Here is a 678-nt window from a genome sequence, read left to right as displayed (position 1 = left end):
TGGTGATCAGCGGCAGCAGTGCATTGCGGGCGACGTGGGCGAGCACGATGCGGCGGCGTGACAATCCTTTGGCGCGTGCGGCCAGGACGAAATCCTGCCGCCAGACCTCGGCCATGCCGGCGCGCATCATGCGCAGATAGAGCGCCAGGTAGATGAAGCCGAGGGCGGAAACGGGCAGGGCGAGATGGACGGCGATGTCGGCGGCGCGGTCAAGACCGGTCTTGTCAGAGGCCAGGGTTTCGATGCCGCCGATCGGCAGCCAGCGCAGGTCGACGGCAAAGACGACGATCAGCACCAGGCCGAGCCAGAAACCCGGCACTGCATAGAGCGCTAGCGAGCCGATCGACAGGAAGCGGTCGCGGAAGCTGCCCGGCTGTGCGCCGGCGTAGATGCCGAGTGCCGAGCCGAGCCCGAAGGAGAGCGCGGTGGCGCTGACCATCAACAGCAGCGTGTTGGGCAGGCGTTCGAGGATGACGTCGCGGATCGGCCTGGAGAAGGTCACCGACTGGCCGAGATCGAGATGCAACAGCGCCCAGAGGTAATTGGCGAGCCGCGTCAGCTCCGACTGGTCGAGGCCCCAGCGATGTCGCAACAATTCGATCATGCCGGCGTCGCCACCGGTCGAGACGATATAGGCATCGACCGCATCGCCGGGGGCAGCTTCGAGCAGCAGGAAGG

Annotated in this window: 1 protein-coding gene; it reads right to left on the bottom strand. The window is 66.4% G+C overall.

The window, feature by feature from the left end:
• Positions 1-678: ABC transporter permease (locus tag EN984_RS36725; protein ID WP_164766026.1), on the bottom strand; the 678-nt coding region annotated here is incomplete at both ends.

This window comes from Mesorhizobium sp. M7A.F.Ca.CA.004.12.1.1 (genome assembly GCF_003997835.1).
GTDB lineage: Bacteria > Pseudomonadota > Alphaproteobacteria > Rhizobiales > Rhizobiaceae > Mesorhizobium.
Note: the sequence above shows the minus strand (reverse complement) of the source record. Positions and strands in the feature narration are given on the sequence as shown.